Source organism: Marinoscillum sp. 108, assembly GCF_902506655.1.
In the GTDB taxonomy this organism is placed as follows: domain Bacteria; phylum Bacteroidota; class Bacteroidia; order Cytophagales; family Cyclobacteriaceae; genus Marinoscillum; species Marinoscillum luteum.
Genome location: NZ_LR734808.1, coordinates 716,840 through 743,699, shown reverse-complemented (window position 1 = coordinate 743,699; position 26,860 = coordinate 716,840). Strand labels below are relative to the sequence as shown.

15 protein-coding genes are annotated in these 26,860 nt (G+C 47.9%); 6 read left to right on the top strand and 9 right to left on the bottom strand.

Annotated elements, in window-relative coordinates:
- Positions 1 to 4 precede the first annotated feature (4 nt).
- The 7 genes from GV030_RS03080 to GV030_RS03050 form a co-directional block, all read right to left on the bottom strand.
- Entirely contained in the window at positions 5 to 3,079 is a 3,075-nt protein-coding gene (locus tag GV030_RS03080; protein ID WP_159579691.1) for a LamG-like jellyroll fold domain-containing protein, read from the bottom strand.
- A gap of 87 nt (positions 3,080 to 3,166) precedes the next feature.
- Positions 3,167 to 4,237, bottom strand: coding sequence for a LamG-like jellyroll fold domain-containing protein (locus tag GV030_RS03075; protein WP_159579689.1), 1,071 nt, complete (start codon positions 4,235 to 4,237; stop codon positions 3,167 to 3,169).
- A gap of 37 nt (positions 4,238 to 4,274) precedes the next feature.
- Entirely contained in the window at positions 4,275 to 5,759 is a 1,485-nt protein-coding gene (locus GV030_RS03070) for a RagB/SusD family nutrient uptake outer membrane protein (RefSeq protein ID WP_159579687.1), read from the bottom strand.
- Positions 5,760 to 5,772: 13 nt separating this feature from the next.
- Entirely contained in the window at positions 5,773 to 8,850 is a 3,078-nt protein-coding gene (locus tag GV030_RS03065; RefSeq protein WP_221413277.1) for a TonB-dependent receptor, read from the bottom strand.
- Positions 8,851 to 8,875: 25 nt separating this feature from the next.
- Positions 8,876 to 10,591 carry a hypothetical protein gene (locus GV030_RS03060; RefSeq protein WP_221413276.1) on the bottom strand — a complete coding sequence of 572 codons (1,716 nt, stop codon included), beginning with the start codon at positions 10,589 to 10,591 and terminating at the stop codon, positions 8,876 to 8,878.
- A gap of 5 nt (positions 10,592 to 10,596) precedes the next feature.
- Positions 10,597 to 11,916, bottom strand: coding sequence for an MFS transporter (locus tag GV030_RS03055; RefSeq protein ID WP_159579683.1), 1,320 nt, complete (start codon positions 11,914 to 11,916; stop codon positions 10,597 to 10,599).
- A gap of 1 nt (position 11,917) precedes the next feature.
- A complete protein-coding gene (locus GV030_RS03050) occupies positions 11,918 to 12,964 on the bottom strand; it encodes a glycoside hydrolase family 130 protein (protein ID WP_159579681.1) in 1,047 nt (348 codons plus the stop codon).
- Positions 12,965 to 13,190: 226 nt separating this feature from the next.
- On the opposite strand from GV030_RS03050, the gene GV030_RS03045 reads away from it, so the two are divergent.
- The 4 genes from GV030_RS03045 (at position 13,191) to GV030_RS03030 (ending at position 19,884) form a co-directional block, all read left to right on the top strand.
- Positions 13,191 to 17,279: a hybrid sensor histidine kinase/response regulator transcription factor gene (locus GV030_RS03045; RefSeq protein ID WP_159579679.1), complete on the top strand. Its 4,089-nt coding sequence runs from the start codon at positions 13,191 to 13,193 to the stop codon at positions 17,277 to 17,279.
- 125 nt (positions 17,280 to 17,404) lie between these two features.
- Positions 17,405 to 17,749, top strand: a complete 345-nt coding sequence (locus tag GV030_RS03040) for a helix-turn-helix transcriptional regulator (protein ID WP_159579677.1) — start codon at positions 17,405 to 17,407, stop codon at positions 17,747 to 17,749.
- A gap of 23 nt (positions 17,750 to 17,772) precedes the next feature.
- Positions 17,773 to 18,738, top strand: a complete 966-nt coding sequence (locus GV030_RS21675) for an SRPBCC domain-containing protein (protein ID WP_159579675.1) — start codon at positions 17,773 to 17,775, stop codon at positions 18,736 to 18,738.
- A gap of 432 nt (positions 18,739 to 19,170) precedes the next feature.
- Complete coding sequence (locus tag GV030_RS03030) at positions 19,171 to 19,884, top strand: hypothetical protein (RefSeq protein ID WP_159579673.1); 714 nt, start codon at positions 19,171 to 19,173, stop codon at positions 19,882 to 19,884.
- Between the two features lie 328 nt (positions 19,885 to 20,212).
- On the opposite strand, the gene GV030_RS03025 is transcribed toward GV030_RS03030, so the two are convergent.
- Complete coding sequence (locus GV030_RS03025) at positions 20,213 to 22,693, bottom strand: T9SS type A sorting domain-containing protein (RefSeq protein WP_159579671.1); 2,481 nt, start codon at positions 22,691 to 22,693, stop codon at positions 20,213 to 20,215.
- Positions 22,694 to 23,179: 486 nt separating this feature from the next.
- Between GV030_RS03025 and GV030_RS03020 the strand changes: the two genes are divergently transcribed.
- On the top strand, positions 23,180 to 24,088 hold the full coding sequence (locus GV030_RS03020) for an NAD(P)/FAD-dependent oxidoreductase (RefSeq protein ID WP_159579669.1): 909 nt from the start codon (positions 23,180 to 23,182) through the stop codon (positions 24,086 to 24,088).
- A 152-nt stretch (positions 24,089 to 24,240) separates the two neighbouring features.
- Positions 24,241 to 25,692: a DUF1593 domain-containing protein gene (locus tag GV030_RS03015; protein WP_255465042.1), complete on the top strand. Its 1,452-nt coding sequence runs from the start codon at positions 24,241 to 24,243 to the stop codon at positions 25,690 to 25,692.
- Positions 25,693 to 25,761: 69 nt separating this feature from the next.
- On the opposite strand, the gene GV030_RS03010 is transcribed toward GV030_RS03015, so the two are convergent.
- Positions 25,762 to 26,814 carry a DUF4407 domain-containing protein gene (locus tag GV030_RS03010; protein WP_159579667.1) on the bottom strand — a complete coding sequence of 351 codons (1,053 nt, stop codon included), beginning with the start codon at positions 26,812 to 26,814 and terminating at the stop codon, positions 25,762 to 25,764.
- Positions 26,815 to 26,860: the final 46 nt, after the last annotated feature.

The following is a 26,860-nucleotide window of genomic DNA, read 5'->3' as shown; positions in this document are numbered from 1 at the left end:
AACATCATTGGATGATGAGCTTGTAACAATCCCCTGTGGCTTGGACGGGATACAATAAATAAACACCTCTTTTGATCATTGATAAATCGATGCGAAAGGTACCATCTGACGTACTTGTTGCCTTTAATTCAGCCACTCTTTTTCCAGTCATATCTGTCAAAATCACGTGCTGCATGGAGCCTAACTGGACATTCACAAAACCACCCTCCCTGACAGGATTCGGATACAAATGAAATCGTTCTTGTCGGATGCTGAGCGGCGGTTGTTCATACCACTCCTCTGGAAGCAAGGCTGCCTGCGTTGGCCCTACAGGTTCACTATAAATTCTTATTTCGTCCACCCGACCTTTCAGGTAATACTGTGCATCTCCTGGCAGGCGCTTACCAATTGAAACCCCTACTTCAGCAGCATTGATCTGCCCGGTGTGGCCCACGAAAGTGTCCAGCTCACCATTGGAGAATATTTGCATGGCTCCATCCCCGTAAACCACCGTGAAATGGTACCATTTGGATTTCTCCAGGATCACAGAGGCATCCAAATCTTTGATGCCAGCCGTGGTATTTATCGTCCATCTCAGGCGCTGATCTGTCGTGGTGGATACCTTCCACCGCTGTTCCCAACCTCCATGTGAAATCACAAATCGCTCTTGTGCAAAATCAGTGAAATATGCCCAAAAAGAGATGGTGACCGCATCTCCAAAATTCAACGCTGGTTGATTAGCGATAACCAACTCATCCGATTGGCCGGCAAGTACCAACACCTCTCCTGCCTGCGCTGTTGGTGCAGCCACATAAGAACCTCCTTGAAGACTTGTGGAGAATTGATTGATACTCACGTCCTGAGGGTTTCCATTGAGTGGCAGGTGTACCAAAGGTGCAGTAAGGATAGCATCCTTCGTGATCAAAACCTGTAAGGTCTGTTGGGTTTGCTTGTCATAATTGCTGGCGGAGAGTGTGATAGAAATGACCCCACCCTCAGACGGAGCCTGAACTTTGATCTGACTTTCATTTTGCTCCAGAATAGTCGCATGGTCCACTGTCCAATCCAGGGTTAGATCGAGCCCTTTTGGGTCGCGTACTTCAGCATCAACCCAGAAAACATCTCCAGGTTTGTACCATTTCTGATCTGCAAACAGTGTATCAATCACTGGGTAAGCCGGGATCAGTGCTACCACGTCCAGCAATAGGCTGTCCTGTGCCATCCTCCCATTTGCACTTACAACTGCCCGAATACTGGCCGCGCCAGTCGCTCCGGGAGTCCAAATAAAGGCTGCAGAATCGCTTGTTTGCAGCTGATCATCCACATACCACTCATACTGCACTGATTCGCCCTGGACCGTGCAATAGATCGTATCCGCAACCCCTGATTCTGCCGGATCGCTCGTGGCTGCAAGTGCTTTGATCCGAAGTTTTCCCGAAAAATCATAGCCATAGTGAAAATCCAAAACCTGGTCATTTGCCGTTAGCTGACCTTGTTTTTCTTCCACCGTGCCGCCTGAGGGTACATAAGAGATGAGCAGCACTTCACCCGGCCCGATGGTCACTTCGCTGGTCCCGGTCACTTCATTCAGAATAAAAGTCTCACTGATGGCATCATAGACATCCTTTGCCTGATCCCCTACCTGTATTTGCACCTGTTTGCTTTCTCCATGAGGGTTATAGACCAAATAGGTGGGAAATGGAGCGTCGACGAAGAAATCCGTGATATTGGCATCAATGGTCAGGATGCCCTCCACATTGGTTGGCGCCAGCAATGCACCCAGGTAGCCCACGTGTGAAGATCCGTAAAGGCCCAGATTGGTAGACGCCCACCCGGCATCTTTAGAGTCACCACGCGCATAGAGTGCAGTACCCTGCCACAGCTCTTTGATTGCCTCATAGGCAACGACCGCATCAGGATCGTTGGTGGTGCACCAGTCATAATCAGACTGCTGATTTTCAGGCAAATAAGTGGAATAGAAGAGTCGGCTGGCATTTGCGACGTTAAGAATCCATTTGGCCATGGCTTTGGCATAGCGCTTGTCGTATTTGACCAGCGGGGCCAAGGCTGCCGCTTGTTGAAATCCATTCATGATAAAGGCATAATCATTTCCCTGATCATTGGCCTCACCGATTAGTCCCGAAACGTCCATGCCACCCCAGGAACCCACTATACTACCCCATCCACGCAGGTCGCCCCGATCAAAACACCACCCGATCATCTTCTCCAGGTCATATTCAGCTCCTAGTTCTGCATTCATCCTGGCGGCAGTGAGCACGCCATATGGCAACTGCAATTCATACGAAGGGTTGTTCGTGAGTTCATTCAGAAAATCAAGGGCAGCTTCCGCTCCGTGTCGATAACGCTGGTCTCCGGTCTGATGATAGGCCTGATAGAGTAGCCACGCAATGGCTCCGGCGGCTTCCGGTTCTTTTACCCCTTCATTGAGAGGTTTCATTTCTTTTAGGTTCCAGGCCCTGTAGTTCATATAGGGCACTTTCCAGGGCGCAATGTCCGCACCCATGGCCTCCACTGCGTCTGCCCATCGATTGGCGACAGACAGAAAGTGCTCAGCAAAACCGGGTGTATCCGGGTACAGATCGTACAACTGGTAGAAAAACACATTGGGCATCGTTTCATACCACCAGTCATGGCCTGAGCGGTCTGATGGGCCATTGAGGTATACCAATTCCTCGTTTTTGAGGTTATAAAAATCCCGCACCTTGGTGACCCAATCCGTTCCAAACTGAGTGGTCTTATCTGCGCCTACCAGAGTAGCTCCTATTACAGCAGGAATAATATTGATGGCCTCTCGCTGTGTTCCATGGCTGGATGAGCCTACATAACTATCCATGAAAATGGGCTGCAATTCGGGGTAATTGACCCCAGCACTCCCCACTGAGAGGAAAGGCATATGCTCCCCGGAAGTCCGGGCAAACACCAGGCTGTCGTATTTGACCGCCACCTGCTTCCAGTCCCGCATCTGATAAGGCTGCGGCCAATCGGGCATCTGATCGATGCGTGGTATACTGATTTGCTGCTGCGCCTGACTCACGGTCAGTGACACCAAACAGCTTATGAGGAACATGCCGTATTTCATAAAATCAATCATTTTGAATACATAAAAGGGCAGATTAACTGCCCTTTTATGATTACTTATTTATTACAACACCTGAGCTTTTACTATTTAGTCTAATGGTTTTTCCAGGTCATAAATAGAACCCACCTGAGTGGCAGAAAGTACTTTATTGTAAATACGGATTTCATCCAGCGTACCTTTAAAGTATCCACCCCAATCTACGTAATATGGACTGGTGTCATCTGAAGAATAAGTGCCAGTAGGCAAATCCTGTCCGATGGTCAGATTAACCGGTGCATCAGCAATGGAAATGGCCGTGCCAGGCGTATTATCCCACTTCTTCACTTCCGTACCATTGATGTAGAAGGTCATCTCGCCACCACCAAAAGTTACAGCCAAATGATACCAAACATCCTGATCAAGGGTTGGAGACTCATTGTCTCTGTCGTAGTAAACCGGGTTGCCGTCAACATTGGCTTTCACAGTCATGAATGCCTTATTGGCTTCCTGCAACTGGAATTTGTAACCATTCCATCTGTTCATTGAGATCATGTAGTTATTGGCCCATATAGGATCTACTACATCACCTTTTACCCACAAAGTGATACTCATTTGCTGAGGATTGAGCGCTGTGGCGTAAGGAATCTCTACGTTCGCACCTTTATCAAAGTGTAGTGCCTTGGCCGCATTGCCGTATCGGTCAGTCACCCATTCAGGCGTACCTGCTCCCCAGTTGGCATGACCTGCAGATAGTGTTCCATCCCGCTCATTTCCTGAATAGTCTGTAGTGGAAGAGCCAGTGCCCTCGTCGAATGTCCAGTGTCCTACCAGTGCATCAGGCTCAATGGCCACCACTTCTTTGCCTTCAAAGGTAACAATGGCCTGCTCCAAAGCGGTGTTGGCATTGTCTACCTGCACCTGGGTAACAGTCTCACTATCCGAAACCTGCTGAGCCAAATCTACAGCCGTTTGCAACTCGGCTTTGGCGCCAAGCTGAAACTGCCCCTCTGCTGTACCCTCCTGAGAGTTCGCCAGCAAATCAGTCGCCTCCTGTATGGTAGCATTGAGTTCTGTCTTATCCACCACTACCTCCGGATCATCTCCATCAGAGCAAGCTACGAAAATAGATGTTGCGGCCAATGTAAGCAGCCACATCGCATGTTTAATGTTCGTTTTCATATTCATCTTCATTTAGATTATTGTGTTTAGAATTGTTTTAATTAATTGATTGATTAATGTCTGTTTCTGAAAGCGGTATGGTGAAATATCGATTGCTTTCATAGTTGAAATCTGTATCTGAAAGTGCCGCTTCGGCCACACTCTTGCCATAGCGCATCAGGTCGTAGTACCGGTGAAACTCCAGGCCCAGTTCTACCCTGCGCTCGTGTCGAATAGCCTCCCTTACCTGAGAACGATCTGTAGTAACCACATCTGGTAAAAGTCCCGCAGGCACACTCCCAAACCCGGCTAATGTTTCGTCGTACAGATAGCTCTCCCGGGCCCGCTTGCGGACTGCATTGAGTGGTACAAGGGCTTGTGCCGGAGATGCAGATTCATTCAAAGCCTCGGCTTTCATGAGCAACACCTCCGCATAGCGCATAAATACATAGTTGAGGCCGCCATCGCCTTTGGTGCCTTTGGGCACCTCGGAGAGTGGCTGCAGATGTTTTTTGACGATATATCCGGTGGAAGACCAGGTAGGGTCAAATGGCTCACCGTTGAGCCAGGTCTGTCCGGCACGGCCGACAGAATAATCCAATCGTGGGTCTACCACTTCGGCGGTGGTCTTTTCAAAATCATCTACAAAATCCTGGGTAGGTGAATTGAAATAGTATCCGCCTTCAGCCTGTGGGGCAAAATATTGGTTCAAAACCGAACCTAATTTTGGGGAGGCACCTGAGAGGTGCTGTACCTCGAAAAGTGATTCTTTGTTGTCCTGATTTCCTAAAGTGAAATTGTCTCTATAAACGGCTTGCAACTCATAGATTCCCAGATCTTCAATATCGGCGATAGCCTCTAAAGCACCTTCATAATCTTCCTGAAACAGTCTTATCTTGGCCAGCAAGCCCAAGGCGCCTCCTTTGGATACTCGTCCCACATCATTTTTCACCGGGAGCAATGTGGCGGCCACCTCCAGGTCACTATCAAGTTGTGCGTAAATCGCAGAAACCGTACTAAGTGGTACGTGTACCTGATCCTTGGTGACCGGCGGTTTTAGCTTCAAGGGAATGTCACCGTAAATATTCACCAGGTGGAAATAAAAATAAGACCTTAGAAATAGTGCTTCACCTTTAATGACCTCCTTGCGGTCCGCATCCATCTCTATGCCGGGCAAACTTCCCAGTAAGTAATTGGCCCGGGTAATGCCCTCATAGTAATGTCGCCATAGGTTTTCCAAATAGGAATTGCTCGGCTGATAAGTGAACTCTTCAATAAACTGAATGTCATTTTGGTCACCCGCTAATCCCCCTTTCACTGCATCGTCAGATGCCACATCTCCAAACACCCATAAGTTGTTGTTGGTATTTGAAAAGGAAGTGATGTTGTAAACACCCGTAAGGGCCAACTCCGCATGATCGCCAGTCTTGTAAAAGGTACTATTGGAATAGGTGCCCTGCATGTCCTCTTCCAGAAAATCAGCGCATCCAGAAACGGCTGCTGTGAGGATAATTATTTGAAATATTCTTGTGAATGCTCTCATAGTTGCTGTCTTTTTAGAAAGATAGATTGACTCCAAAATTGAATGAGCGTGCCGTAGGATATGTGCCCCAGTCAATCCCTCTGGCCAAATCGCCCTCACCAGTGGCATTGTCACTGGTGGTCATCTCAGGGTCTAGTCCAGAGTAACCTGTGATGGTCAGTAGGTTTTGTGCAGACACATATACCCTCAGGCGATTGAGCTTGAGCTTTTCGGTGATAGGCTGAGGGAAATTGTAGCCCAGCTGTAGGTTTTTCAGACGGGTGTAAGACCCATCACGCAAAAAGCGTGTGGAAATCCGTACGTTGTTGTTTGACCCGCTCCATGACGCCCTTGGGTACTCATTGGTCGTGCCCTCTCCTGTCCAGCGGTTGTCATAATAGTCCTTGGTGAGGTTAAAGGGTCGGTAGAACCCTTCAATGTCGTGAAAGGCCACATTGTAGATATCAAAACCATAGGCGCCCTGAAAGAAGGCTATCAGATCAAGGTTTTTGTAGCTCACAGACAGGTTTAACCCAGCCGTCACCTTTGGAATAGGGCTACCAGCATGCACCCGATCATTTTCATCTATAAAGTTATTGCCATCCTGATCCTTGTATTTGACATCTCCGGGATGAATGTTGTTCCCCTGAAAGGCACTGGTGGCAATGTCCAGCTCATTTTGGAAGATCCCTTCCATCTCCAGCATATAGAACGATCCGATGGACTGGCCTACTTCGGTCCGGGTGGTGTAATTACCCGACCCGATGGCGCCTCCGGAGATAAATCCATCGAGGCTTTTTACTTCATTGTGCAGCAGGGCCACATTACCTGAAAAGTTGTAACCAAAATCTGCCATCGTTTTCCTGACGCCCACCAGCAGTTCCAGTCCCTGGTTGAGGATTTCTCCATTATTCACCCAGGCTGGGTCTGAATACCCGGCACTAGGAGGATTGGGCTCTTTCACCAGCATATCGGTGGTGAGCTTATGGAAGTAGTCCAGAGAGCCGTAGAGCACACCCTGATTGATCTCAAAATCAACCCCGGCGTTGTACTGACGGCTAGACTCCCACTTCACCTCAGTGTTGCCCAGCTGGGTGACCGAGTACCCATCAGATGGTGCTGATGTATAAGGATAATTGTAGTTTGGCTGAATCTGATCTGAATAGGCGTAATTGCCGATCTCCTGATTTCCAATTTCTCCATATCCCACCCGCAGCTTGAGCTGGCTGAAGAAGTCAACATCACTTAAAAATGCTTCGTTGTGTAAATTCCACCCACCGGATACGGCGTAGAACGTTCCCCATTTGTTTTCTGAGGCAAACCGTGACGAACCATCCCTGCGAAAGGAACCGCTCAACTGATAGCGGCTGTCAAAATCATAGTCCACCTTGCCAAAGAAAGAAAGGAGCGTATAAGCATATCGGCCCTCGCTGACAGCTGCTGTCCCCTGGCCGTTACCCAGGTAAGTAAGGTTTGGATCCTGATCCGGGAAATCCCTGCCAGTCTGATTGGAGAAATAGCCCTGGGATTTAATGGCTTCAGTACCCAGTAGTGCATTGAAGTCATGCAGTCCGAAAGATTTCTTAAACTGCAGCACGTTATTGTTGGTCCAGGTAACCGCACTGGTATTCGCGACCAAAAGCCTGTTTGGATTGTTAATCCGGTCATTAGATCCCCAGTTTCTATCAAACCTCCTACGGAGCCCACTTTCGGAATCAAATCCAAAATTGGTGGTCAATGTCAGGTGATCTCCAAGATCCAACACGCCGAATACTTTACCGAAATACCGATCGGTGGTCATCTTGTTATCTGCATAGTTGGCCAGTCCTACGGGGTTGTAACCATCACCGAAGAAGCTGGGATATTCCGGCAAATCTGTGTAGTTGCCCTCTTCATCATATATGGGAATGGCCGGGGTCCTGAAATAAGCATACCGTACGATACTGCCACCGTTGCCGCCCGCACCATCTCCCGAACTACCAATGCTGCTCGTGTGTGAGCGTGCGATGTTCAGGTTAACTCCGGTCGTAAACCATGGTTTCACCTCTGTGTTCAGGTTGATGCGACCCGTCAGTCTATCATAGTCACTTCCTATAATGATACCTTCCTGGTCAAAGTAGGTGACAGACAGCATATACTGACTTTTCTCGTTGCCGCCACTGGCAGTGATTCCATAGTTCTGAATCAGGGCCTCCCGGAAAATGGCCTCCATTTGATCTATGTCCGGCTGTGAAGCGGCATAGTCCAGTGGGATCAGGTCCCTTTTGAACAGATCATCTGAAACGAACGCATTGTCGTTGGTCGCGGCTTCATTGTACATTTCCACGTATTGATCCCGATTGGTCATCTCTGTAAGCTTCCCATGCATCTGCACTCCTACCTGAGAGTTGATGGTAATGGAGGATCTGTCCTTGCTTCCCTTTTTTGTGGTAATCAAAACGACCCCATTGTTGGCCCTGGAGCCATACAATGCCGCAGCAGAAGCATCTTTGAGAATGGTGATTTCTTCAATATCCTGGGGTGAAAGGATACTCAACACCTCACGTGTAGGCACTCCATCCACCACATAGAGTGGATCATTGCTGCTATTGAGTGAGCCAATTCCCCGGATCCTTACGGATACCCCTTCGCCAGGGGCTCCAGTGACCTGTGAGATGTTCACACCCGGAGCACGCCCCTGCAAGGCCTGATCTATACCGGCTACCGGTAGACTATTGAGGTCCTTCCCTTTTACCGTATTCAATGCCCCGGTCACATCACCTTTGGTCTGGGTACTGTAACCCACTACGATTACCTCTTCCAGTTGCTTATTGTCCAGTGATAGCTGCACATTGATCTGCGACCGGCCACTGATGGGGCGCTTCTCGGTATGGTATCCGATAAAAGAGAACATCAGGTTTGATTCCGACAAGGAATCAGGTACACTGAACGCAAAGTTCCCTTCGATATCCGTGATGGTGCCGTATGTAGTGTTCTCCACAAAAACGCTGGCGCCAATCACCCCAAGTCCCTGCTCATCGGTCACCTTTCCGGATATCCGCTGTTGGGCAGATACCTGAAGTACCCCGAAGGTCAGGCACATCAAAAAGAGTTGTTTGTATAGCTTCATCATCTTCAATTAATCGGTTTTATCAAAATCACTGATAGGCCACTATTTTTCCGTTGCACCTATAAATTCCATCCTGTTCTGTCACTTCTGCACCCTGTGGGAGTACCACTATGAGCGCTGACTCATCTGGGGCTATGGTAAACTTGCCGTACCCGGAAATACCCGCTGCTACTTTGGTGTGTGTAAGTGCGTCGTACAAATCCACTGGCTCTTCATTATCCCACTCAAAATTGATCTCCTGAGCTTGTTGGTAAGGATTATAATAGAGATATGTCGGATAAGCATCGGCTCTGTAAAAGTCAGTGGCCAGGCAGTTTAATCTAAGCACCTGATCCACATTGGTCTCGTTGATGATGGCACCGTAGATTCCGGCGTATGCCGAACTGTAGAGGCTAAACATCGATTCTTCCGGCTGACCGGGTACCCAGTTTGGGCCATCTCCCAAAGCCACCGGTTCTACTCCTGCCAGCTCTTCTTTGCCATAAGCATCCACCTTTCTCAATCCCTCATAGGCAATAACGTTCTTGGTCAGCCCTTTCTTTTTTGGCAACCACTGGTGTTTGTCATCAATCTCGTATGGGTAAAAAAGCCTGGCTGAATTGGAAGCATTGAGCATCCATTTGCCGATAGTTCTGGCATATTGTGGTTGATACCTCACCATCGGCACCAAAGGCCAGGCCATGCTGTGGGTATTCATCAGAAACGCGTAGCCACCCCCATCAATTATACTCCCTTGCAAACCATGAACGTCATAAGGCCCCCACTGATCAGCAATGACGCCCCAGCCGGTGCGTCCTTTCCCCGCTTTGCATCCATCAAACGACCAGTTGAGGAGCTGCAGCACATCGTACTCAGTACCATGCTCCGCATTGAGACGCGCCGCCACATAGGCTCCAAATGGGAGCAACACTTCGTAAAACCGACTCTCTGTTTGATTAGCCAGCGCACTGATCGCCGACTTGGCACCCTCCAGGTATTTTTCATCACCAAACTGTTGATAGGCACTCAATAACACATAGGCATGTCCTGCTGCCGCATCCTCCTGGGGTGGAATGTGGTTATTAACGCCACGCATGGCTGCATAATCAAAATAAGAATATTCATAGTTTCCGTTGAGAACAGAATCTGCTTTAAAGAACTGCTCAGCGATGGAGCGCTGAATCTCTTCTGCACCCTCTACTCCCGGAAAAAGGTGACTCACGGCATAGTACAGCACATTGGGATACACATCGTACCACCAGTCCCGTCCATACCCACCACCGAGCATCGCGACATCAGGATTGGTGTTGTTCATCATGATATTCCATCCCGTATCACTATTGAAGTAATTCTGTGACATTTTCACAAAATTGAAACCGTTCTGATTGGTTTTATCAATACCAGAAAGTCCGGCACTCATCAGTGCACCCAGTGACGTGAGTGATTCATGAAAGTCCGGGTGAGCCTGATACCCCTGGCGCACATCGCCAATCACCGTATATAGACCAAAAGTTGTTTGATCGACATTTCGATTAGAGGAGTCCAGCCAAATTAGCGGCATGAACTCCCCACGCTGGTTGCTATCGAATACGTACTGATCAAAATTGATGGCTTTCTCCCTCCATTTCAACTGCTTGTAAGGCCTTGGCTGGCTCGGCATGTCTTTGACCTTGCTGATAGCCACCTGGCTCACTTTTTTCACCTCCGGACGGCATCCGCCCAAAGCCACCAATAGAACTAATACGGTTATTTTGATACTCTTCATGTTCATTATTTTATCGCTACTGCCAATGGAATTTCTTCTTGTACTTCGGTCTTCACTTCAGATTGCTCATATAAATCCGCCTGCTTTGTGATGTGTTTGGCCAGCGGGATAGACAGCAATTGCAGCAGTGCCACCACGATCAGTGAATACTTCAGCGCAAAGGTCTCAGACACATAGGTGGCCAGGACAATAAACAACCCCAATCCAAAAAAGCGTCCGAGGTAAAGCCCAAATTCATGGTTGAAGATATAAGCGAATTCATTTCGTTTTTCACGTGCCGACACCACGTCAATCACTCGCATCTGGATGGGGAAGTAAGCAATGTCATGCAGGGGCTGAAAAAGCACTTTGCAAAGCACAAAAACCATCACCCCCACGGAAGAAAACATCAAGCCGTTCACCAGTGTACCAAAAGTAAATATGATCAGTCCGGCAGAGAGGATGGCAATCCTGTGCTTCGGTTTGGTCATCCTCCCAATGAGATAGAGCATGATGGCCGTGAAGGCCCCGCTCACTCCCTGAATCAAACCCAACGAACCTTCATCGCCCACTAGCCTCATGATGAGAATGGCCGGTGCGGTCACCAGGTATCCCTGCACCATCCCTTTGAGACCCGCAAGTCCCATGAGCTTATTCCAGAGTTTATCAAACCTGAAATACAAAAACCTATTTTGCTCGGGGTTCTTAAACCGATCCCTATGGACAACCACACTGGCCAGAATGGTAAGTATGACCACCACGACGGTTACCATCTGATAGCTGACAGACATGCTGCCCCCAAACCAGCCATTTCGATTGGCGGCTCCCAGAAACCAACCCACCAGCAGCGGGACTATAATGGCCGTGAGCGTATAAAAAAACGTCTCCAATCCATAGTAGTAATTTCTGTTTTGATCTTTGGTGGTTCCCAAAGCCAGGTAATCTCTATTGGCCCAGAAAAACCCAAAAGAAGCACCCATCAAAAAACCCGCAGCGCCGACTCCTGTAAAGGATAGGGTCTCCAATCCCATCATGAGAAACATGGATATCCCGCTCAGGAGCATACCGAAGCTATAGAGGTTGCTAATGCGAAACCATCTGAGCAAATATCCATTCACCAGAAAGGTAAACGGGATACCGGTGTAAACGGTGAGCTGATAGAGGGCTACAATTTTTGGATCATCCGAACTGCGCATGATGTAAGCACCCACAAAAATCTCTATTACCGGCAACACGAACGCATAGATCATGTTGGTGGAGAGTAATACCCGCATCGCTTTAGGTTGCTCTTTGAAGAACGCAAACTCCCGTACCGGCTTTTCTAATATCTTAAATAACCCTTTCATACTACCTTCCCAATGATTTTAATACTTCTTTAATTGACAATTGTGCGCCACAAATCACTTCATCACTGGCACCATAGTAGATCGTCACCGTATCACCCTCCACCAGGTGGCCATTGGTGAATACCACGTTCCCAAAAAAGCCCGTTTGCTCATACCCGGCCACCGGCTCCATAATGGGCTCTTCACTCCTGGCCAACACCCGACCAGGATCCTGGAGATCCAGCAATAGAGCCCCCAGACAATAGCGATGGTTCTCGTTAGCTCCGTGATAGATTTCCAGCCAGCCAGCTTCTGTTTTAATGGGTGCTGCGCCAGCTCCTACCCGGGCACTGTCCCAGTATCCCGCCCGAGTGGTCGCTATGCACTGATGATGCCCCCAGTGCTCGAGATCCGGGGACTGAGCGATCCAGATGTAATTGCCGCCTATACTAGGGCTACTTGGCCTGTGCAAGGCGAAATATTTGCCCCCGATGCGCTCTTCGAACAATGCACAATCCTTATTATGAGCGGGGAAAATCATTCCCTTTCTGTCAAAGTGTTTCCAGTCCGTGGTAGTAATAAGGCCCACCCCAACTCCTGTAGGTGATACTTTGGTATATGTGAGATAGTAGGTATCACCGATCTGCGACACCCGGCAATCTTCTATCCCGAAAGTTTCCTGCTCACCTAGCGGGAAAATGGGTCCATATTCAGGATCCTCTGAGAAGTGAATACCATCATGACTCGATAGAAGCCTTAGGTGTGAAAGGGTGGATAGGTAATGAGCTCCATCATACTCAAATACTCGTTTGTCACTATCATCAAACTTAGGATCGTCATTTCTAAAGGTCATCAACTCCAACTGACCAGCCTGGTTATAAATAGGCAAGGTGGTGGTACCCTCCTGCTGTTCTGGTCGCTCTGCCACACGCACGAGAAGCCACACCTTACCCTGAAACCGGAATACTCCGGGGTTCAGCAAGCACTCTATCCCTACGGATGGAGTGCTGGGTTTCACCATTTTAGGTGTCAGGATGGGATTCTCAGAGAACCTGTTTGTTATATCCATAATTTTTTAAATGAATTATTGCCAATGATCCAGTAATGACGTCTTTAGGATCGTATTCTTTGCCAAATTGATAATAAGGAATTTGGGATGTGTCCTCTATGGTTCATATTGTGTTTACTATGGTGCAAGTGCACTCCAAAGCGGTTTTTTCTTACTATTTTGGACACAAAATATACTGGGGAGGACAGAAGGTATGCGAAAGACGAAACATCTAACCCTTGGCTTGATGCTGGTCCTGATCTTTGGTCTCGAAACCAAGGGTCAAACGGAATGGCCACTGCAACATGTAGACAAGAAATCGGGACTATCCAATAGCGCCATCAACGCCATCTACATGGATCATCTGGACTATGTATGGTTTGGTACGTGGGATGGCCTCAATCGCTATGATGGGAATGAAATCATCAGCTACAAACCTATTGCAGAAGATGAGCACTCCCTTAGCAACAACGTGGTTCGGCAAATCCTGGAAGACAAATTTGGCAACCTGTGGATTGTCACCCATGATGGCATCAATCGGTACGATCATCAACTGGATCACTTTCACCGCTACTTCAATGACCTCAAGGACCTGCCTTTTCTTGAAAATAACCTGAAAGCCACCTTATCCGAAGACTCCACCTTGTACATAAGTCTTGTAGGCTGGGGCGTGGCCCAATACAACCAGCAAGCCGATCGCTTCGAGAAAATAGCCATTGATGAGCAAGTAGGACAAAACATCCACAGTGTTGGCGCTTTTCAAAACACACTTTACTTATCAAATGGTGAAGGCAAACTGTACTCGCACACTTATGGAAAGCCTGTGGTGAGTTACGATCTGGAGTGGTCACCCAAGGTTTGGTTTCACCAGTTTGTGAGCCTCAACCAGCGCTACTTCTACCTCTATCAGCCGTCCATAGATCGACTCATCATCAAAGAATTGTATCAGAATCGGGTCGCGAATTCATTTGAGATCAATACCCAATCTGCACAGATAACAGGGGTAGGCAGCAGTAGTGATGGCAACCGGCTGCTGCTAGGTACGGATGATGGTCAGCTGCTGGAAGTCAGTCTGGCCGATGATCAGATCACACACCGTTCGCTCAGCGGGATGATCCCCAGCCTCAGTAAGCGAAAGTTGAAAATTTTCTCCCTTCACACCTCCAAGCAAGGCATCCTGTGGCTGGGTACCGACGGTGACGGGGTTTACAAATACCTCACCAAAGAGCGCTCATTTTATCCCATTAGTGAAGGCAGCCCTGCTGATGGAAAGCTTTCTAATAGCATTGTGAGATCGATTTACATCGACCCGAACAATCAGCTCTACGCCGGCACAAGAAGCGGTGGACTCAACATCATCTCACCAGACCGAAGCGAAACCAGGGTGCTAAATAAAAGCAACGGGCTCAACGGTAATACTGTGCTTTCCATCACTCCTGACAAACATGGCAATATCTGGCTTGGGCTGGATAGTGAGGGTGTGGACATGATCGAGCAGCGCACGGGCCGGATCCTTCATTTCCCCCGGGACTTTACCAATCAGCCGGAAGACCTCTATTTCGGATCGGTATACAAGGTATTCTTCGATGCCTATGGACATTTGTGGCTGGGCACCAGTGGGTATGGCATTATCTATATGGATATTGAGAAAACCAGTACCGGAGCATATCGGCTAAACGAATCTTATAGTATCTCTCCTGACCAAAAGAACACTCCCGGTGAAATCTCTATCCGAAGTAATATCGTCTACACCATTACCTCAGAAGAACCCAACATCCTGTGGTTTGGCACACGAAACGGAGGCCTGTATCGCTACAACACCCTCACCCGAAAGTTTACCCACAACCTGCAAGCTGACGAAACCAGTCGGTATGCCCTGAGTAACAACGACATCCTGAGCCTGTACATCGACCAACAAAACAAGCTCTGGGTAGGTACCAGCGGTGGACTTAATCAGGTGAACCTGAGTAATTTCACGGTAGATCAATACACCCAAAGTGACGGACTGGCCAACAACACCATTCACGGAATATTACAGGACCAGTCCGGCAGACTCTGGCTGTCCAGCAACAATGGCCTTTTTGCCTTTTCGCCCAATGCCAATACTTTCAAGAACTTCAACTGGACAGATGGTCTGCTGAACTACGAATACACCGATGGAGCCTATTTTCAGCTGAAAGGAAACCATCAGCTCTATTTCGGAGGCACCAAAGGCATCGACATTGTGGATCCAAACAAGACGGATACCAGCACGGCTTTCCCTCGCCTGGCCATCACGGACTTACTGGTATCCAATGTGCGCATTGCCCCAGGCGACAGCACGGGCATTTTACAGACTCATATTGATCTGCAGAAGGAAATTCACCTCAATTATGACCAGAATTTTCTCAGCCTCAGGTTCACTACCCTGGATTACTGGCATAAGCAGCGATGTAGCTACCGTTATTTTCTGGAGGGCTTCGACAATGATTGGAACATCATTGGCAAACAATCCATGATCAACCTGACCAACATTCCTCCGGGGGAATACCAACTCCATTTGAACAACTCCAATGAAAACGGAGATTGGAACCCACATGAGCGTACGGTACTCATTACCATTGATCCGCCCTTTTGGGCTACCAATACGGCTTATACCATTTATGTGATTATGGCGGTCTTGTCCCAAATTGGGCTGATACAGCTATCAAGGAATCGATCGAAGCGCAAAAAGGCCCTGGAAATAGAACGCCTGAAAAAAGAACAAGCTGAATCCATCCAAAAATACAAACTGGAATTTTTCACTGACATAGCCCATGAGTTTCGGACTCCGCTCACACTGATCCTGGGACCAGCAGTCTCCCTGCTGGAGAAGACCAAAGAGAAACCGGCACTCCACACGCCCATCCAAACCATCTACCGAAACTCCCTGCGGCTACAAAAGCTCATTCAGGAACTCATCCAGTTCAGAAAAGTGGAGATGGGCAAGGAACAACTGAACATTCGCGCCATCAACATCATTGCTTTTGCCGAAGAGCTGTTGCAATCCTTCAGGCAGTATGCACTGGAAAAAGAGATCATTCTTACCTATGAAGCACCCGAGGAGCTCTATGCTCAGGTAGACTCGGATATTTTGGAGAAAATCCTTATCAACCTGGTGAGTAACGCACTCAAATACACGGATCGGGGTGGTAAAGTAGCCATTAAACTATGGGCCGAGCAAGAGAAAATCTACTTCAGTGTCAAGGACAATGGCATGGGCATTCAGGAGCATGAGCTTGCCCGCGTGTTTGAGCGGTTTACCAGCCTGCATCATGAGAAAGAGGAAGGAAGCACCAACAGTGTGGGCATAGGTCTGTCCCTGACCAAAAAGCTGATCAACCTTCACCATGGCGACATTTCTGTCCAAAGTCAGCCTGGCGAAGGCACCGACTTTACCTTTTGGCTTCCTGCCAGCCTGCCGACACAAGAGCAAGTGGCAGAGGACACGGTCGACCATGCCATGCTTACCCGCCTCCATGAACACGTACAGGCCGAATTTTATCATAAAGACAGCCTCGATCAGGAATTGATCAACATCAGTCTGGAGCGCCACGAGCATAACCTGCTGATCGTAGATGATAACGTACAGATTCTGAACCTGCTGAAAGACCTGCTCTCACATCAATACAACGTCACCTCCTGCACCAGGGCAAAAGAAGCCCTCAGCATCCTGGCCAGCCGGAAAATTGACCTGGTGATCAGTGATGTGATCATGCCAGAGATGAGTGGCTACGAACTCTGTGAAGCCATCAAAACGAAAATAGAAATCAGCCACGTTCCGGTCATCCTGCTCACGGCCAAGGGACAAATGGAGGAACGCATAGAAGGCCTGCAAGCCGGAGCAGACGCTTACATTCCCAAGCCCTTTCATCCCGATCACCTGAAGGTCAGGATCGAAAAGCTCATCAGCACCCGCGAAGTGCTTAAAAAGAAATTTGATGCTTACACCCCTCATGAAAAGGAGTTTGCCTCGTTTGGGATAGGTGCCAAAGACGATGAATTTTTCCAACTCATGGATCAGTTTATCAAAGATCAGATGAATGATCCTCAACTGGATGCACAGCACCTCGCCAACCACCTGGGGATGAGCAAAACCTCTCTCTATAAGAAAGTGAGGGCCCTTACGGGACAAACACCACACGCACTGATCAATCAGTACCGGCTCAAGAAAGCAGCTTTTTTGCTAACCAACTCAGAGTACAACGTATCCGAAATTATCTATATGACGGGCTTCAATAGCCGGTCTTACTTCTACAAATCGTTTCAGGAAATGTTTCATTGCTCCCCTTCCACCTATGGCAGCGAGCAAAACTAGTTGAGACAGGACCCTCAAAAGTGATACGCCTCTCCTATTTAGCGCGGTTGATTCTGGCTTGTCTTTAAATAAAATCTCTCCCATTATTTGTGCAACCAAAAAGTTGCACGTATATTAGCAACCATATGGTAGCAGATAAGCATAAATCTACACGACGCGATGTTTTCCAGGCCATCGCAGACCCTACACGCAGGGCCATCATTTTCTTGCTGGCGGTGAGCGCCCTGACACCCAATGCCATTGCGGAGCACTTCGACACCAGCCGACAGGCAGTATCCAAGCACCTCAAAGTGCTGGTGGAATGCGAAGTGGTCACGCAGGAGCAGCAAGGAAGAGAAATTCACTACCACCTCAATGTGAACAAGATGAAAGACATAGAAAAATGGCTGGAGCAGTTCAGGCAAATCATGGAAAACCGATTTGACAACCTGGATCAATACCTGGCTCAACTCAAAAGCAACAAAAATTAATTGAACACCAAACATTAAAACAAATGAACCCTACTCTTTTCATGGACTTTACCGTGGATAAGTCCAACAACACCATGCACATAAAGCGCCAGTTTGATGCACCACGTGATGTGGTCTGGAAAGCCTGGACCACCGCCGAGATCCTCGACCAGTGGTGGGCGCCCAAACCCTACAAATGCAACACCAAGACCATGGACTTCAGGGAAGGTGGATATTGGCTGTATTACATGGAAGGACCTAAGGGCGACATCCACTGGTGCCGGGCAGACTACAGCAGTGTGAACCCCCAGGAAAGCTATGAAGCAACGGACGCTTTTTGTGACAGTGATGGGAAGATCAATAACATCCATCCGGGCTCTCACTGGCACAATGTCTTCGCAGATTTCGAAGGTGACAGCACATTGGTGACTATCACCATCACCTATAAAAGCCTCGAAGACCTGGAAAAAATTGTAGAAATGGGCTTCAAAGAAGGATTGGCCATGGGCATGGAAAACCTGGATTACTACATCAGTACACAGTTCAAACTACGCAAGGAAAACAAGGTCACCAACAAGGCTGGTGTAGCCACCTATCTGAACTTCCCCGGAAATACAGAAGAGGTCTTCCGGTTCTATCAAAAAGTGTTTGGAGGAGAGTTTACCGGACGCGGATTACAGCGATTCGAAGATTTTAGTTTCCCGGGCCAGCCCCCAATGGATGAGGCCACCAAGAAACTGATCATCCACGTGGAGTTGACGATATTGGGTGGTCACCGACTGATGGCGACAGATGCTCCGGAGAGCATGGGATTCAAAGTAAACGCCGGCAATAACATGCACATCCACCTGGAACCTGACTCCAAAGAAGAAGCCGACCGGCTTTTCAACGAGCTGTCAGCAGGAGGCGAAGTGGAGATGGGCATGAAAGATATGTTCTGGGGTGCGTACTTCGGGTCATTTCAGGACAAGTACGGCATCAACTGGATGATCAATTACCAGCCTGTTTGAGCGCAGCGAGTCGCTAAAGGACACTGCATCGGATGAGATTCCGGTATTGCTTCGTGCCTTGCAAACCGGAATGAACGATACTAGTTCGTTCAATCCCTTAACGTCATCCGGTTTCGGACCGAGCATAGCGCAGAACGAATACCGGAATCCATTGATGGTCAGGGGTTATGAGGGCGTTTTATTCTTAATAATCTCGTTGAGTCAGCTAACCTAAAAAGGCGCCAAATGGCGCCTTTTTTATGTCTGGGTGAGGGTATTAGAAAATTCACTAGTTTAGTACTACTCTGGGCTTCAGATACGAAACTGCATATTTGATCTCAGATGAGCTATTATGACACCTCACACATATTTGACCATCTGAATGAAACCCAGCTTACTTTTGAAAACACTGAACTAGCAGAGTATTAGGATCATGAGCGAAATAGTTAAACCATGAAAAATAAGATCAATAAACAGCAATTAATTCTAGAGTTTGTTTCCGTCGTTTTTGCCGTAATTCTTGCTTTGGTATTAAATGGTTGGCGCGAATCTTCCGCATTAAATGCCAATCTTGTGAAGGTTGAAAAATCCATTCTTAAGGAGGTACAAAGGAATGATTCACTGATCAGACAGTCTCATACCTATCGTGGAGACCTTTTGCAAAAACTATATTCAAACCAAAATCTCCTGCTAGCGGTTTCAACATCCGACTTGGATTTTGATGTAAACAATAACTCCAAACTGGTTGATTTTTTTAAAACTGCTTTACTTTTTGGACAAAAGGAATATCACACTGTACAGGTAGTGCAAGAAGGTGGTGATCGTGTATTAATTCTAGATAACAGCGTATTTGACCTCAAGCTGGAAGCGGGCACCCTACAGGTATTGGGGTTGGGAAATGTAGAGCTTAAAATACCTGACTTGAATAATCAGTCATGGGATCTTGCCAAAGCCACAGGCACTATTACGGAGATGGACATTGCGCTGGTTGAAAAGCTGGGAACCGTCAATGCGCTGATCGAAACTTACTTAAAAACAAGTGAAAGTGCCGTACAACTGGTTTACAGCGGAGCGCAAAAAGGGCTCATGCCAGTACTGGAAGATTTGTATAACCTGGAATCAAAAATAATGAAAGCAAATTCCCAACTACTTGAGGAATTGGATTAAAGCACCAACTGTTTAATGAGGTGAAGCAAAATGCCCCGGACAGCGTGTTCGGAAAATTTCAGTTTGTTGGTGTTTCAACTATACCAGAAGACCGCTGGTCCAGACTGAATGAGTTGGTCGACTAAATCACAACCCGATTGAACCTGGAATTCGCAACCGGGCATAACAAAGCATGGGGAGCACATCGGCTGTGACTCCCCATAAATCAGCTGCCACCACACTTATTCTGAATCTACCTTTCACACCTTCACTAAAGCCACATGATCAAATCAACCATCCGCTAATGGTTAATAAGATTTTCTCAGGTCAATCCCGAAAGACCGAAAGATTAGAAAGTCGTGATTATTCTCTTCAGAAGTACTTTATCTCCCAGATCAATCTTAATCAGGTAAACCCCCGGAGGTTTGGGGACTGGGATATCCGTGTCAGAGTTGATGTCAGTGATTTGTGAAATGATCTGACCGGAGATGCTCATCACCGTGACCCGGGTTGGCTCAGAAATGCCCAAAATCCGAAAGTCGGTGGTTACCGGATTGGGGTAAACCAATATCCCATTGGCTGGTTCGGTACTGAGAATCGTCTCATCTACCTCCACACATGCCGATAAGACAGAGCAGGGACCATTTGAAACATTCACGGCAAAACTCCCGGGTCCCATCGGGGTAAATGATGAATTGGTTTGATTTTCAATTGAAGCATCTTTTTCACAATCATACCATTGATAAGTCACTCCCTCCTGCTCTTCTGCCATGAGCACTCCATCGCTTGCGGTCACCAAGACAACAGGTTCTTCCCAAATGGTAAGTTCCAGCGTCACCAGACTGTCCCCACCTGAGGCGTTGGTCAATGTAACTGTATAGGTACCTGAAGTGGTGTAGGTCGTTCCCTCCCACACATAACTTTCGCAGGCCTCTACCTCTACCGAGCCAGGGCCTGGTTCGCCCGACTCATAGGAGGCTCCGGCATATCTGCCTATGTCCTCATTCTTCAGCTGCTGTGGAGTTACCTCCAAAAAACCAGGGATGCCGTTGATATTACCTCGCCAGGCACCCACATTGAAAAAATGTTGTGTGAAAGGTATGGGCTCACCTCCTACTGGTCCCTGGGCTTCAAAGGATTTTGAAAAAGCATGGTAATGATACCCAAATCCATCATGGTCGTGTCCTCCATAATCATCCAGTGCCTCACCATAACCCGCCATGGAGGCATAACCTTCTTCATACCGACCAAACATCACAAGGCCATCATAACCAAACCCAATCATTGGTGGGTGATTCTTCCCCTCATAATCTGCCAGATTATAAAGATTAAGCCCGTTTTGGTTAAAACCATGTCCATCTGCATGATAGTGTAATCCCATTCCCCTTCCAACGTGAATCCCGGTACTGGTGATCTCACCATCTTCGGCAGCAAAGCGTAGATTGTTGTTATACCCAGGGTAGACAACCACACCATCAATGGCGATGGCCTGGGAGCTTGGACCTACATAGTTATACACATCATAGTCCGAAGGATCAGTATCCAGCTCATCTGCCAGTATTCCATAAGGACTCAGGTCATTGTCCGTTAACTGATCGATTACCCCATAATCTTTCAGAGGTATTTTGATTAGAAAATAGCCCAACACTGCGTTTCGGGTGATTGATTGTTCTGCATAGCCCCCACCGGATCCATCTCCCGGAGGTCGCGACACGTCAATCAAGTAATTTGGGCTATCTGAAATATTATGTGAGGCGATCACCATAAAGGGATGATGCGCGCCAGAATCATCGGCTGCATTGGTAAAATACACATAAGCTACCAACCGTTCATTGAGTCGGCCATTATAGATATCTGTTAATGAGAGGGTCCTTGAGAGCAGGTTTTCACGGAAAGTCAGATACACCTCCTTGTCATAACGCAGGGATTCACCGTTGGTGGTCAGCGTGCTTTCGATCTCATTGAGGGCTTCCACAGCGGCATCAAGTGTGCTCTCATGATCACCAAACTGCGGCATATAAGCTTCGTCCACGTCCATCAGAAATGAGCCATTAAAATCACTTTCTTCATATTTCCAAAGGCCTTCCGGATACGCCGCAAAGGGGTTGGTTTGCCAATCTATGCCCGAGGGGTCAAAATCCGACCCATCGTCAATTATGTTATCGATCAGATCACGAGCATCGGCCATGAAAAAAGTAGTGGCGTCAGCTTCATCCCCCGTTAAAGAGAGTTTTCCATTGTCCAATACGAACCACTGTCGCGTCCAGCTCGAGTTTTCTTCCTGAAGACCAGTAGTACCATTGTAGGTATACTGGCCGGAAGCACTCAGTATCACCGCATCCGGAGTCCCATCAAATTCCACCACAAGGTATCCGCTCCCTGTGGCTTCCTCCACATAGTAAGAGCCCACATCCACAGCGAAAACCTCTGAGCTCCCGGATGAGTAATTGAGTGCAAAATAGCTATGCAATAAAGGAACCATTCGATACTTATTAGCGAAATCATCATCCGTATCGGAGTTAATATCTACGATCTGTAATACACCTCTTAATACAGTTCCGTAGGTGTGTATAACGTCACCTACCGAAGATATTGCAAGGGTGGAGTTGTCATCTGACAGGGTGACTACATTCGACTTTGTTTCTGCGTCCAGTAACAAAAAGTACTGGAGGTTTTTTACCGCAGAAGGTGCCGATGGAGTCCATGAATTGATTGGGAACTCGTTATCCAAAATCTCACGAAAAGGCTGTGGACCAAAGACATCTACGTTCTGAGCTTGTACTGTAAATCCTATGATAGTGAGTAGCAGAAAGGCACTTCTTTTCAACATATTGATTAGAGGTTATTTCACTTATAAAGATCAGAGGGATAATAACCCTACCCTGTGAAAGCTGAATTTACGTTTCTGAGTGAGTTGCACCTTCATGACATTACCCACACATAAGCAAGGGAGCCACCAGGTGTGGCTCCCCAGAAAATCTGCTACCGGCTTGTGATTATCCAGTTTGTTTTGTTAAAATTTAATGTCAAAAAACCCTGTTCAGTTCTAAAGTTCAAGTGTGTTATAACAGTTCTCCTGAAGTTCGAAAATTCGGATCAACCCATTATTGGAGACATTGAAGCCATTCCGTCAAAGAAATATTATCTCTTCTTAAAAATTACCGGACTTTGTTCTTGCAATGTTGTTGCAAATACTGATCTTTACCAAAGTATAAACGCAACAATATTGCATAAAAGAGACAATGATAGAATAGCAGCAGGGCGTCTCGCTGCGCTTGTCGAGTACTCTTCTATTGCATAAATAGAATTTAGTGATATGAACAAGCATGAAACTTCAGATGTGATCATCATAGGCGGCAGTTATGCAGGCCTTTCTGCCGCCATGGCATTGGGTCGCTCCTTACGCAACGTATTGATCATTGACAGTGGATTTGCCTGCAATCGGCAAACACCCTACTCTCATAATTTCATAACACAGGATGGAGTTACTCCGGGAGAGCTCTCGTCCAGGGCCAAATCACAGGTTTTGAAATATCCGACTGTAAAGTTCCTCAACGGACTTGCTGTCAGCGGAATGAAAACCAAAAGCGGTTTCACCATCACCACTCAAACTGCCGAAGTGTTTCATGCCAGGAAGCTAGTCTTTGCTACAGGCATCAAAGACATCATGCCTGACATCAAGGGTTTTGCAGAATGCTGGGGCATTTCCGTCGTCCATTGTCCCTATTGTCACGGTTATGAGTTTCGCAACCAAAAGACCGGGATTATGGCCAATGGCGAAAGGGCCTTTCACCTGGCGGGTCTGGTGAATAACCTGACCGACAACCTCACCATCCTGACTTCAGGGAAAGCTGATTTTGAAGCTACCCAAATGGCCACACTGGACCGAAACAAAATCGAGATCGTAGAAACTGAAATTGACGAAATAGCGCATCAAAACGGGCAAATCCAAAATGTGCTTTTCAAAGACGGGAGGCAATCAGATTTTCGGGCATTATACGCGGCCCTTCCCTTCAAACAACACTCGGACATACCGCTATCGATGGGCTGCGAACTCACTGAACCTGGATACATCAAAGTGAATGATTTACAGGAAACTACCATCGGCGGTGTTTACGCATGTGGTGACAATTCGGCCATGATGCGCTCAGTGGCCACAGCGGTATATACCGGAAACCTCACAGGTGCAGTCATCAATCGGGAGCTCACAGCTGAGCAATTCTAAGCTAAAGCAGGACGTGACAAAATTTCAATGATCATTCACGCAATCGATTGTTTTTATTGTCACATTTCATTTACTTCGCTTCACTGAGCTGATGGCCAAAGGGACGTTCCGAGGCAAGCTCATCCTGATGTTTTATATCAATCAACTACGACATGATGTTTCTTCAAATCCCAAGGGCTGTTTTATCGCTTTGCGCGTTTTCGCTACTCCTTGTTTCACAAACACTGTATGCTCAGGATTATCAAAAAAACAGGGTAATTATACTCACTGACATAGAAGCTGATCCTGATGACAGCCAATCACTGGTGCGCTTGTTTTTGTACGCCAATCAAATAGACATCCAGGGAATCATTGCGACCACTTCCTGCTGGCACACTTCTGAAGTAAATCCGGCATCTATTCATAAAATCATTGATGCTTATGGTGAAATACGACCCAACCTTCTAAAACATGAGGCCGGGTTTCCTGAGACTCAAACACTCTCGACGATGGTCAAGGAAGGTTTGCCCAGGTACGGCATGGAAGGTGTAGGTGATGGAATGGACTCTGAAGGGTCAGAGTGGATCATCAAAATACTGGAGCAGGAAGATGATCGCCCACTATGGATCTCCACCTGGGGAGGTGCCAATACCCTCGCTCAGGCATTGTACAAAATCCGAAAAACCAAAACAGAAGCTGAAGTCAAAAAATACGTTTCGAGACTCAGGGTCTACACCATCTCTGATCAGGATGACAGTGGCATCTGGATCAGGAATAATTTTCCCGACCTGTTCTACATCGTGAGTCCCGGCGATGACTATGGCAGCGCCACCTGGACAGGAATCAATAGTTATGTGCAGGGCATTGACAACACCACCATCAGCAATCGCTGGATCGCTCAAAACATCCAGCAAAATCATGGCCCTTTGGGGGCAGCATATCCTGATGTGGCCTGGGGTGTAGAAGGTGATACGCCAGCATTTCTCTCCTTGATCCCCAATGGGCTCAACGAACCCGAGCATCCCGAGTGGGGTGGCTGGGGTGGTCGCTATGAACTTTATCAGCCTGATTTTTCCAAGACCAAGGAAGGCGGCTCCATCGTCACCATAGCACCTGAGACCAGAGCCATCTGGACCAATGCCATCGACCGCTACACCCCCTACCTGCCCAACGAATATGGTCGCTCAGTAAAGCCAGACAGTGTTACTTTTTCCGACGATAAGGTCACGCTATGGCGCTGGCGCGATGATTTTCAAAATGACTTTGCTGCCCGCATGGATTGGTGCTTCATGTCGTATGAGGCAGCCAATCACCCGCCTGTGCCTGTATTGACCCATCCCGAGCAAATCACGGTGAAATCCGGTGCCGGCTTTACGCTGGATGCCTTTGACACCACAGACCCCGATGGAGATAGTTTCAGTTTTCTATGGTATCACTATCCCGAGGCTGGTACTTACAAAAAATCAATAGAGGTGAACGGTGCTGAGAATGTGCACCTGGCATATTTCACAGCGCCGAAAGTAGATCAGCAGGAAACTGCCCACTTCATAGTGAAGGTGACGGATAGAGGCGAGCCTCAGCTGTCGAGGTACAAAAGGGTCATTGTGACCATCCTCCCTGAATAGCGTCAGGGGTCATCAGGCCTTTATTGTAGGATGTCTTTATAACTTATGAGAACTGTGCTAAGCAGCACCCTATGACCTATCCAACCCCAGCTGCAACCGGCTGTTCACATACTCAGCCTCTTCGCTGGTGAGTTTAGAAGAACGATTCTTGATCGTGGCATTCACCTTGGCCAGGTCCTCATAGTGGAAGGCCTCAAAGCCATATTCTTCGGTTTTGAGCACATAATCATAGGGCCCGCGCTGGGAGATCAGTTTCACGAAAATAGGCGCTGTTTCCACCACCAGAAATAGCAGCATCACAAACCAATTGGCCACATTGATGGCTGAACTCTTAGTGGTCAGGCGGTCCAGTGCCTCTATCCGTGAGGCCAGCCCGGTCAGTTGTCCCGCTTCGGTGGCGGAGAGTTCTGTCTGCTCCCTTGTATTCAGCTCGGTGATGGCCTGTTCTTTTTCAGCAATCTGTGGAGTGTTGGTGGCGATGAGCGCCTGCAGTTCGGCATCTACCCTGTCGGCATCTGCCTTTTTGATTTGGTAGATCGGTCCGGCATTTCGCTGCTGAGTGCCGCCCGTGCCATCTGCCTCTTCCCGGGCGATTTGGCGGAGTTCATTTCTGCTCGCTGTTTTGGCCAGTATTTCGTCCTTGAGTGATTGGACCTCCGCACTGAGTCGCGCTCTGGTGGCCGAGAAGCGCTCCTTCACGGTCAGTTCTTTCAGGGCCAGGTCCTCCTGCATCATGGAGGTGATCTCGCTGTCGACTTCCTTTTCAAAAATCTTGAGCTCCAGAGGTTTGGCGATCACGATGGAGATGACCAGCGCCAGCACCAGCCTGGGGAGCACCTGCAGCCATTCCTGCTGGGGCTGGCCATTCTTGCGCATGCTGGAAACAATGAACCGGTCCAGGTTGAAGATCATGAGCCCCCACAGAATGCCAAAGCCTGCGGCCAGCCAATAGCTGTCAAAGACGGTGAAGAGTGCATAGCCTCCGGCCAGCGCTGCAAAAATGCCTGTGAAGAATATGGTGGCCCCTATTCCCACATATTTACTCGACTCAGAAGGACAATTGGATAAGATCTCTCTATTTGCTCCGGCGCATAACCAGAAAAACACTTTTAACCTGTTCATGAACCATTGAACGACGAGTTTTAAACAATGTTATCGTGCCAGCTGG